Source organism: Synechococcus sp. H60.3 (assembly GCF_047462295.1).
Lineage (GTDB): Bacteria > Cyanobacteriota > Cyanobacteriia > Thermostichales > Thermostichaceae > Thermostichus.
Map to the genome: position 1 here is coordinate 1 of NZ_JANSIY010000106.1, position 8,879 is coordinate 8,879.

The 8,879-nt window shown below is 59.8% G+C and carries 9 protein-coding genes; 3 read left to right on the plus strand and 6 right to left on the minus strand.

The features are described from left to right. Positions 1-1,038: hypothetical protein (locus NW841_RS10420; protein WP_414386295.1), on the plus strand; the 1,038-nt coding region annotated here is incomplete at its 5' end. 552 nt (positions 1,039-1,590) lie between these two features. Next, positions 1,591-2,520 (plus strand): hypothetical protein, encoded by a 930-nt coding sequence (locus NW841_RS10425; RefSeq protein ID WP_414386296.1) that lies wholly within the window; start codon positions 1,591-1,593, stop codon positions 2,518-2,520. Between the two features lie 41 nt (positions 2,521-2,561). Here the strand turns inward: NW841_RS10425 and NW841_RS10430 are convergent, their stop codons facing one another. Together NW841_RS10430 and NW841_RS10435 are read right to left on the minus strand one after the other, a co-directional pair. Continuing rightward, positions 2,562-3,032, minus strand: coding sequence for a hypothetical protein (locus NW841_RS10430; protein WP_414386298.1), 471 nt, complete (start codon positions 3,030-3,032; stop codon positions 2,562-2,564). Then, complete coding sequence (locus NW841_RS10435; protein ID WP_414386300.1) at positions 3,029-4,558, minus strand: leucyl aminopeptidase; 1,530 nt, start codon at positions 4,556-4,558, stop codon at positions 3,029-3,031. Before NW841_RS10435 ends, NW841_RS10430 begins: the two co-directional genes overlap by 4 nt. 142 nt (positions 4,559-4,700) lie before the next feature. On the opposite strand from NW841_RS10435, the gene NW841_RS10440 reads away from it, so the two are divergent. After that, positions 4,701-5,483 carry a hypothetical protein gene (locus NW841_RS10440; RefSeq protein ID WP_414386302.1) on the plus strand — a complete coding sequence of 261 codons (783 nt, stop codon included), beginning with the start codon at positions 4,701-4,703 and terminating at the stop codon, positions 5,481-5,483. Here the strand turns inward: NW841_RS10440 and NW841_RS10445 are convergent. Genes NW841_RS10445 through NW841_RS10460 form a run of 4 tightly spaced genes read right to left on the minus strand, consistent with a single transcriptional unit; the run spans position 5,480 to position 8,653 of the window. Beyond that, the gene (locus NW841_RS10445; RefSeq protein WP_414386304.1) at positions 5,480-6,316 is read right to left on the minus strand and encodes a metal ABC transporter permease; all 837 of its coding nucleotides are present in this window, start codon (positions 6,314-6,316) and stop codon (positions 5,480-5,482) included. The genes NW841_RS10440 and NW841_RS10445 overlap by 4 nt on opposite strands. A gap of 9 nt (positions 6,317-6,325) precedes the next feature. After that, the gene (locus NW841_RS10450) at positions 6,326-7,102 is read right to left on the minus strand and encodes a metal ABC transporter ATP-binding protein (RefSeq protein ID WP_414386306.1); all 777 of its coding nucleotides are present in this window, start codon (positions 7,100-7,102) and stop codon (positions 6,326-6,328) included. Further along, a complete protein-coding gene (locus NW841_RS10455; protein ID WP_414386308.1) occupies positions 7,099-8,196 on the minus strand; it encodes a metal ABC transporter solute-binding protein, Zn/Mn family in 1,098 nt (365 codons plus the stop codon). Before NW841_RS10455 ends, NW841_RS10450 begins: the two co-directional genes overlap by 4 nt. Positions 8,197-8,209: 13 nt before the next feature. Further along, complete coding sequence (locus tag NW841_RS10460) at positions 8,210-8,653, minus strand: SufE family protein (protein ID WP_414386310.1); 444 nt, start codon at positions 8,651-8,653, stop codon at positions 8,210-8,212. Between the last annotated feature and the right edge of the window lie 226 nt (positions 8,654-8,879).

The window sequence follows — 8,879 nt, forward strand, 5'->3', positions numbered from 1 at the left end:
ACACCCATCACCTTCCGCCCTGGGCCAGACTTTGCCCCCATCACGCCGCCGCCCATTCAGCCTGACCTGCCGGATCCGCCGCAATTTGGGTCAGGGGGCGGCTTTGATGTTGACCAGCCGTTTGCCTCGCTCTCTTACAAGGTGAACCTGACCAACCTGATTGTCCGAGGGGTGATTGCGAGTGTAGACATTCAGGTCTTGAATATCACTTGCGGAACGGATGTTACTGGCGTAATCCGACCTGAGGCCCTGAGCCAGTTTAGGAACCTGCTGATTGGAAGAGGCAACACGTTCACCGATGCTAACGGATTCAACTTTAGCTATACATTTCCAACAGACCCTAGGTTTTTCGAGGACTTGAGGATTTTTTCAAAGGCGATTAGAAGGATCGAAGGCGAAGACATACTGACAGGGGACGACATTGTTTTTGTTCTAACTATCCGAGATAGCTTTGGTCAAGTTTTACGGGTTGACGACTCGATTTTCAGTCCAGGGGAAACTCGAAACGAAGTTCGCGGCTTTGCAATTCCAGCCTGTAGCAATCTCCCTCAGCCAACGCCTACCCCGACGCCGACACCCCTGCCGCCTGTACCTACGCCGACTTCAGGCCCTACCCCTGTTCCGACGCCGGTTCCTGTAGGGCCGTCGCCTTTGTTTACCCGCTTCTTACTGCCCAATCCAGCGCCGGTCAACACGCCTGTTACTCTCACTTTTGTGGTCGATAACCGAGTGGCTGGGGCCATTCCCTTGAGTGGTCTGAACTTCCAGGCGATCTTGCCTGAGGGAGTGGCTGTTGCCAATCCTTCCACGCCTGCCGGCCTTGCTAATCCAAATACCTGCGGAGGAGTTGTGGGCGCCATACCGGGGACGAGGATCATCAGTCTTTCGGGCGGAGTCTTAGCCGCAGGTGCCACTTGCGAGGTCAATGTTTCTATTCAGGCAACAGCTGCTGGGATCTACACCTTGCCGCTGCTGTTTGTGTCGAACAATCAAACTCTGCCCAGCGCAGCTCCTCCCATCAATCTGGTGGTTAACTAGTGGCTAACCTGTGATGACGACTTTAGCCAGATTTGTGATGCCTATTTTGGTAAGTGAGGGTGGCAGGAAATGAACGTGAAGAGGATCAGGATTAGAAAGAATTGGTCGCGGGCTTTGGGCAGTGTAGGCGCTGTTTTCTTCACCACAGCCAGCTTGGTTGGCTGCCAGCAAGCCAAGGACAAGAACGCCACCAGCTTTGTCCCTGGGCCGATCATTCCCCCTCAGACTCCTAGCGTGCCCACTGGCGGTACCGAGGTGGGCCTACCTCCCATACCACCACCAGGGATCCCTTTGCCGGCTCCTACGATTGTCATCCAAACTCCCGCTGCAGCCCCAACCATTCCTCCAATCCCCTCTCCTATTCCTCTCCCCACCATCAAGGCAGAAACTCCGGCTCCTTCTACTCCTTTCCCTCCTCCTCCCCCCACTCCCTTTCCTGTTGAAAAAGTTAGCGTTACGCCAGCAGCAGCTACGTTTGCCTCAGGGACGACTGTTGGCTCTATAGAAACTCTCACGCTTACGCCGTCTGCTCCTCCGGCCAACGGCAGCCTGGTGTTGAAGGTAGAAAGCAGCAACCCGCAGGTGGTGGGCGTTTCCACAACTGCTGCCTCGTTCGTAACAGTTGTCCTTCCACCGGGATCCCCGGATACACCTAAGGTTGTGCTGACTCGTTTGATCCCGGCTACACAGGAGGGCAATGCCACCATCACAGTTACCCGCGACCCGGCCACAACCGCTGCCAATTATCCGGTGGGCAGCGTGAATGTTGCCGTGCCGGTGACCTTAAAGCAGCAAGAGCCGCCACCTAGCATTACCGTTGATCCCGAGTCCATCACCTTTGATGATAAGCAGCCAGTTGGCACTTCTGCTAAAGTAGCGGTCAGCCTTAATCCAGTTGCTCCGATTGGTGGGCAGGTTGTGTTGGATGTGAGTGGAACCCCCAATCCTTTTGTCCCTGGCGCGCCATTTACTGTTTCGACCAGCACGCTGGTCTTCAAGGAAGGCAACAAGGGGCCTCAGGAATTCGAGGTTGTTCGCCTGACGCCTAACGAAGCTGCCGGATCAGTGACCATTAAGCTCAATCCCGCGCTGACGACGGCTACCAACTTCTTGACTGCCGACCTCAGTGCTGTGATCCCTGTTTCAATCAAAGCTCTGCCGCCGACTCCACCACCTGCCACTCTTGCAATTGAGTATAAGGATACTTCCTTGAAGTGTAGCGCTAACCTTAACTTGAAGCTCACTGCGCCTCCAACTGTTACCATTACCGGCGCTGTTAAAAGCCCACTCACTTTCAAAGCCGAGCCAGCACCTAATCCTCCCTTCTTTTTTGACACATCCACAGGGGTCATTTCCGTTCAATGTCCAGCGGCAGCAAACCAGCCTCCGATTGGCCTTTCTTTCTCTGCATTGATAACGGTTACGGATTCTTCAGTTCCGCCAATTTCGGCTCAGAAGTTTGTATCGATTAAAGTCGAGTAGTCAGCACCGCAGCAACCCTAAGGCATAGGGGGTTCCAAAAGTTATCTGGGGTGGGAAGCTGCTGTGTTGACCAAGCCGGCTGCCCAATCCAGCAGATGATTGACTGCTTCTAAGGTTTTGGCTTCGGAGTACAGCCGCAGCAGAGGTTCAGTGCCGCTGCCGCGGATCATCACCCAACTGCCGTCGGCAAGGGTAAACTTATAGCCGTCTTTGTCGAAATGCTTGATCACCTTCTGCCCCAAAATCTCAGAGGGGGGATCCGCTTGCAGTTGTTGGAATAGCTGGGTTTGTTGGTTTTGATCCGCCAGGTGCAGGTCGCGGCGCAGGTAAACCGAGCTAAATCCTTCCCGTTCCTGCAAAGCCCGGTAAAGGGCGCTCAGATCTTGGCCGGTTTCGGTGACGGCTTCGATGAGATACAGAGCAGAAAGCATGGCATCCCGTTCGGGGGTAGGGCCCAGGTAGCATTCTTCTCCCCCCAGCCGCACCTGGGTGCTCAGGCGGGATCTCTTCAAGAGGTGGCTGCAGCCTGCCGCGCCAAGACCCACTCCACCAGGGTGCGCACGCCGTAGCCGGTGGCGCCTTTGTTGTTGTAGCCCGCATCCTTCTCTGTCCACACCGGGCCGGCTATGTCTAGGTGGGCCCAGGGGGTTTTCTCCACAAATTGTTTGAGGAAGAGGGCAGCGGTGATGGAGCCGCCGGAGCGGGGGCCGGTGTTCTTCATGTCGGCCACGGTGGAGCTGAGGCCCTCGAAATAGCTCTCTTCCAAGGGTAGGCGCCAGATCTTCTCACCAGAGAGGTTGGCCGCCTGCTGCACCTCTTGAGCCAGGGCCTCATTGGGGGTAAAGAGGCCGGCAATTTCTTCTCCCAGCGCAATGACGCAGGCGCCGGTTAGGGTGGCTAGATCCACAATGGCGTCCACCCCCAGCTTTTCGGCAAACACCAGAGCATCGGCCAGGGTAAGGCGGCCTTCGGCATCGGTGTTGTTGACCTCAATGGTCTTGCCGTTGGAGGCGGTGAGGATGTCACCGGGGTGGAGGGCACGGCCGCTAATCATATTTTCGGTGGCGGCGACAATAAAGTGCACCTCTACCTGTGGCTTGAGGGCAGCTAGGGCCCGGGCCGCTCCCAAGACGGCTGCAGCTCCGCCCATGTCGGTTTTCATCATGGCAATGCTGCGGGAGTCGGTTTTGATGTTCAGCCCGCCGGAATCGAAGGTGAGGCCCTTGCCCACCAGGGCCAGCTTGGCGACGGGATCCCCTTCTTTGGGCTTGTAGGTGAGGTGGATAAACTGGGGCGGCAGATCTGAGGCCTGGGCCACGCCGAGGAAAGCCCCCATGCCTAAGGCTTGGCACTCTTCCCGTCCTAGGATCTCCACCTCTAGGCCGTAGTCTTGGGCCAGTTGCCGGGCAGTGTCGGCCAGGGCAGGGGGTGTGACGACGTTGGCAGGGGCGGCCACCAGTTCGCGGGCCAGGATTGTCCCGGCAGCCATCTCGGTGGCCCGCTGAAGGGCGTTTTCATAGTCTTGGCGGGCCTGGGCCAGGCCTGGCACCAGGAGGGTGACTTCCTCAACGGAAAAGCCGCGCTCTTCCTCGGGCTTGGGCTGGGATTTAAAGCGGTTGTCCTGGTGGGCCACAAGGAGGCTGGCTTCGGCTACTGCCTGCACCGCCCGCACCGGATCCAGCCCCGTTTCTGGCAAGGACAGGACCACCTGCTTAGCTTTAAGGCTGTGGGCCTGGCGCAGACCATTGGCAGTGGCCCGCCGCAGCGCTTCCAGCGTCAGCGCAGCCGGATCCCCAAGCCCCACCAACACCAGCTTGCGGATGGCTCCTGGCAGGCGCAGAGCAAGGCTGCTATTGGGCTTGCCCTGAAACTTCTGTTCTTGAACCGCTTCTGCCAACAGCCCCGACCCCACTTTCTCGTCCAAGGCAGCAATCTCGGCAGGCAGCGAGAAGGTGGCGTTTTCGCCGGTGGGGGCAAAGCAGTAAACCAGGGCGCATTCTGCCTGTGTTAGGGGCGGCTCGCCAAGACGAAGCTGCATGGGAAACCTTTGGCCAAGCTAGGGACAACAGACTCTCAGTGTAGCCAATTCCGCCACTTCTAGGACAGGGGATCCCTTGGCTGGCATCGACGTTGGCTTTTCTAGCCAATAGCCTTTAATCAGGAAGGGAGGAAACCAAGGTATGGCCTGGCGGCGGCGTTCCATCCTTCAGCTTGGGGTTAGTGCCGGTGCAATGCTCCTGGCGCTGGCACTAGGGGGGGTGGGATCCCTGGCCCAGGCGCAGAGGCCCCTGGAAGAGCTGCCGCAGCCGGTTCGCCTCAAGCTGCCCCCCGGCCTAGCCCGCTACACCTACGACAAGTCGGCGGGAGACTACTTCGAAGAAATCGAGCCGCTGCTGCCGGGCGGAGCTTATGCCCAGTGGGCCTTCTACCCCGTCCCTGTCTACATTCAGGGAGATCACCCCCAGTGGAAAACCTTTGTGGAGCAGGCGGTAAAGGAGTGGTCGGCCTACATCCCCCTGAAAGTGGTGGGCAAAGAAGAGGAGGCCCTCTACGGGATAAGCATCTACCGCGTTCCTGCCATTGGCGAAGGGATAGCGGGGGCAGCCCGGCCTGAGTTTTTCTTTGCCGCCGATGGCTCGCTGCAGCAGCGGGTGCGCATTGTCATTGCCGAAGGCCAGGGGTTGGCAGAAGTGACGGCGGTGGCCCGGCACGAGATTGGCCATGGGCTGGGGCTGTGGGGCCATAGTCCCAACCCGCGGGATCTGATGTACGGCGGCCACCATGCAGCGGCTACCGGCAATCGCCGCCTGCTGCGGGTGCCCACCATCACCAAACGGGATCTCAATACCCTCAAGCGGGTTTACGAGCAGCCCACCCTCATGGGCCAGGTCTTCCCGGAGAGCTACCGCCGCCTGTTTGGCCAGCTTCTGCCAGAGAGAATTTTGGGAATGGCCGGCAGCTAGAGCCGCAGCAGTTGCGCTCCCCCCTTCAGCCCCATGGCCAGGAGAAAAAACAGCAACTGGGTGGCCACAATGCTGGGGCCAGAGGGGAGGTTGAAGGCGGCTGAGAGGAGGATCCCCAGCACGGCGCTTAAGCCCCCCAAGCCCATGGCCAGCAGCACATAGGTTGTAAAGCCGGATGCCAAAAGCCGCGCCGTCGAGGCAGGGATCACCACAAAAGCGCTCACCAATAGCACCCCCACCGAGCGGATCGACAGGGCCACCACCAGCGCCAGCAGCACCACAAAGGCCAGCCGCTGCCAGCCCGCCTCTACCCCCCGCGCCCGCGCCAGCGACTCATCCAGGGTGAGCAGCATCTGGGCGGGCAAGGTCAGCCCAATGTACCCCAGGGCCAAGAGCAGGAGCAGGCCGCTCATCCACAAGGCCGGCAGGCTGATGCCGAGAATATCCCCAAACAGCAACTGGTTAAGGTTGCCGCGGTAGCCAGGGATCAGGCTAAGGCCAATGATGGCCAGGGCCAAGGAGGAGGAGTAGATGATGTTTAGCACCGCATCCGCCGAAAGCTGGGTGTGTTCCAGGACAAAAGTCACCCCCAGGGCAAACACTACCCCAAACACCATCAGCACCGCTGTGGGATCCAGCCCCAGGGCCACTCCCAGGACAATACCCAGCAGCGCCGAATGCCCCAAGGCATCACTAAAAAACGCCAACTGCCGAAAGATAGCAAAACTGCCCAAAAGCCCCCCCGTCACCCCCGTCAGGATGCCGCCTAGGAGAGCCCGCTGCATGAAGGGCAACTGCAGCCATTCCACCACCTGCGCCCAGGTCTCCGGCATTGCCCCTCCTCAGTGGTGGTGGATGTAGCGGGCAAACTCGGGGCCGTAGACGCGGTTTAGCATCTCCGGCGCCAGGGCCGCCTCAGGGGATCCCTGACAAATCAGGGAGCGGTTGAGACACAGCACGCGGTCACAGTAGCGGGACACCATCTCTAGGTCGTGGGAGACCTGCAGGATGGCCCAGCCCAGGGAGCGGCGCAGCTCTTCCAATAGCCGATAGAATTCCCCTTCGCTGAGGCTATCTAGACCAGCGGGGGCCTCGTCCAGCACCAGCAGCCGCCGCGGCCAGACTAGACAATAGGCCAACAACACGCGCTTCAGCTCGCCGCCGCTCAGTTGACCCAGGGGCTTAGAGGCCAGGTGCAGAGCCTCGGCCCGTTGCAAGGCTTTCTCGACGGCCTCCTGCCGAGCAGCTCGCTCCTGCCAGGGCCAGCGGGGCCTAAGGGATCCCCAGCCCAGGGCAACAAACTCCGCCACCGTCAGGGGAATGGCGGGGTTGAAGTGCAAGCGCTGCGGCACATAGGCAAGCTGCTGCCGCACTTTCTGGGGCAAGTACCCTGACAGGCGCAGCGGCTCCCCTAGGATGGAAACCGAGCCACACTGCCGCGGCAGGATGCCCAAGATGGCCTGCACCAAGGTGCTCTTGCCGGCGCCGTTGGGGCCGACAATGGCCGTATGGGATCCCGCCGCCAGCTCAAACGAGACATTCTGCACCGCCAACTGGGATCCCCGATAGACCGTCAGCCCCTCCACCCGCAGGACAACCTCGCCAGAATGGAAGCTCATCGCCCCCTTGCCAGCAGGTGCTCGAGAGCAGCCTGACCCACCAAGGGCAACTGCAGGGGAACCCAGGCCTTCTCTTTCTCGAAGGCGGAGACCAGGTTTTCCACGTTCTGCCGCAGGATGGTTAGGTAGTACTCCGGCTCGATCCCCTCTGGGCCAGCCGTTTCCAAGGGATCGAATACGCGGACTTGTACCCCCAGATCCCGGGCCAAGACCTCAAAGGGGTTGTCCTTCCCCACTTGTGGCTCCACCAGGATTGTCTTTAGGCCCGACTGCCGCACCGTCTCCATCACCCGGCGCACATCTTCCGGAGAGGGGCTGGCTTCCGGGATCTCCACCAGGAACTCCGCTTTGAGGTTGTAGCGCTCGGCAAAGTAAGGGGCAAAGTCGTGGAAGACCACAAACTTTCTGCCGGCAAAGGGGGCCAAGCGCTGCTCGATTTCCTTATCCAAAGCCTCCAGTTGCTGGATAAAGGCAGCGGCGTTGGCGCGGTAGGTCTCTGCCCCTTCTGGATCGACAGCAATGAGGCCATCGCGAATATTTTCCACCTGCCGGATGGCTCGCCTGGGATCTAGCCAGATGTGGGGGTTCAACTTGCCGTGAGAGTGCCCGTGACCATGAGAATGGCCATGGCCGTGGCTGTGACCATGAGAATGGCCATGGCTGTGGGAGTGGCCATGCTCTGGCTCCTGGGTCTGCAAAGTCGGGATCCCTTGGCTGCTGTCAATGATGCGCAGCTTCGGATTGCCGGCGTTGGCAATCAATCCCTCCAAAAAGGTCTCCATTCCCAACCCGTTGATCACCAGCACATCCGCCTGGGACAGCAGGCGCGCATCCTCGGGTCGGGCCTGAAAGTCGTGGGGCCCCATCTGGGGAGGGATCAGAGGTTTCACCTCGGCCCGCTTCCCGGCCACGGCGCGGGTAAATTGCGTTATCGGCAGGATTGTGGTCACCACCTGCGGGGGAGTGGATCCCTGCTGGGCCTGGGATCTCTCTTGGCGCATCTGCAAGGTGCCTAGGATCCCGACCGAGAGGGCCGCCACCAGCGAGACCAGCGATCGCACGGGTCGGGCCGAACGCAGAGAGTTATTAGCCATGAGCCCTAACACCTCACGAGACAACAGAGACAGCAGCGTCGGAAGCGCCTGACTTCTGGAAAGCCAAGGCCCGCTGCTGCAGCAGCGAAAAGATACTCACCAGGCCGTTGCTGCGGGAAGGGCTAAGGCTGAAGTTGAGGCCCATTTCCCGCACAAACTCCAGGGAAACCCCCAAAATTTCCTCTGGTGCTGAGCCACTTAGCCCCTCCACCAAAATCGCCACCAAGCCCTTGACCAACTGGGCATCGGCATCTCCCTGGATGTAGACCTTGCCGTCCCTTAGCTCGGTGGCCAGCCACACCCGCGAAGCACAACCCCGCACGAGATTCTCCTCTGTTCGCTGGGAATCGGGGAAAGGGGGCAGGCGCTTGGCATAGGCCAGCAGCAACTCGTACTTCTGACGAGAGGTTTTGGCCTTTTGAAAGCGCGCGACAATCTGCCGCAGAGCTTCGGGCATCAACCCACTTGCCTGAATGAGAATGATAATCAAAAGTCATCGTAGCACGCGGCTTGGGGAGCCCAAGGGGTTGGCGGGGGAGGAAACAACTACCGCACCGAGCGGTAGCCGCCCCTTACTCCCCTGGGCGAGAGGACTAGTTGCCAAAGCTGGCTGGCGCGGGCCTTGAAGCTGCCGGCACTCATCAGCAGGTAAAGCTTCCACATGCGGCGAAAGCGCTCGTCGT

What these genes read in the sequence shown, in the direction of transcription:
- NW841_RS10440 (WP_414386302.1), top strand. Translation starts at nt 4,701, where the DNA reads ATGGCCTGGCGGCGGCGTTCCATCCTTCAGCTTGGGGTTAGTGCCGGT.
- NW841_RS10455 (WP_414386308.1), bottom strand. Translation starts at nt 8,196, where the DNA reads ATGGCTAATAACTCTCTGCGTTCGGCCCGACCCGTGCGATCGCTGGTC.
- NW841_RS10460 (WP_414386310.1), bottom strand. Translation starts at nt 8,653, where the DNA reads ATGCCCGAAGCTCTGCGGCAGATTGTCGCGCGCTTTCAAAAGGCCAAA.
- NW841_RS10435 (WP_414386300.1), bottom strand. Translation starts at nt 4,558, where the DNA reads ATGCAGCTTCGTCTTGGCGAGCCGCCCCTAACACAGGCAGAATGCGCC.
- NW841_RS10445 (WP_414386304.1), bottom strand. Translation starts at nt 6,316, where the DNA reads ATGCCGGAGACCTGGGCGCAGGTGGTGGAATGGCTGCAGTTGCCCTTC.
- NW841_RS10450 (WP_414386306.1), bottom strand. Translation starts at nt 7,102, where the DNA reads ATGAGCTTCCATTCTGGCGAGGTTGTCCTGCGGGTGGAGGGGCTGACG.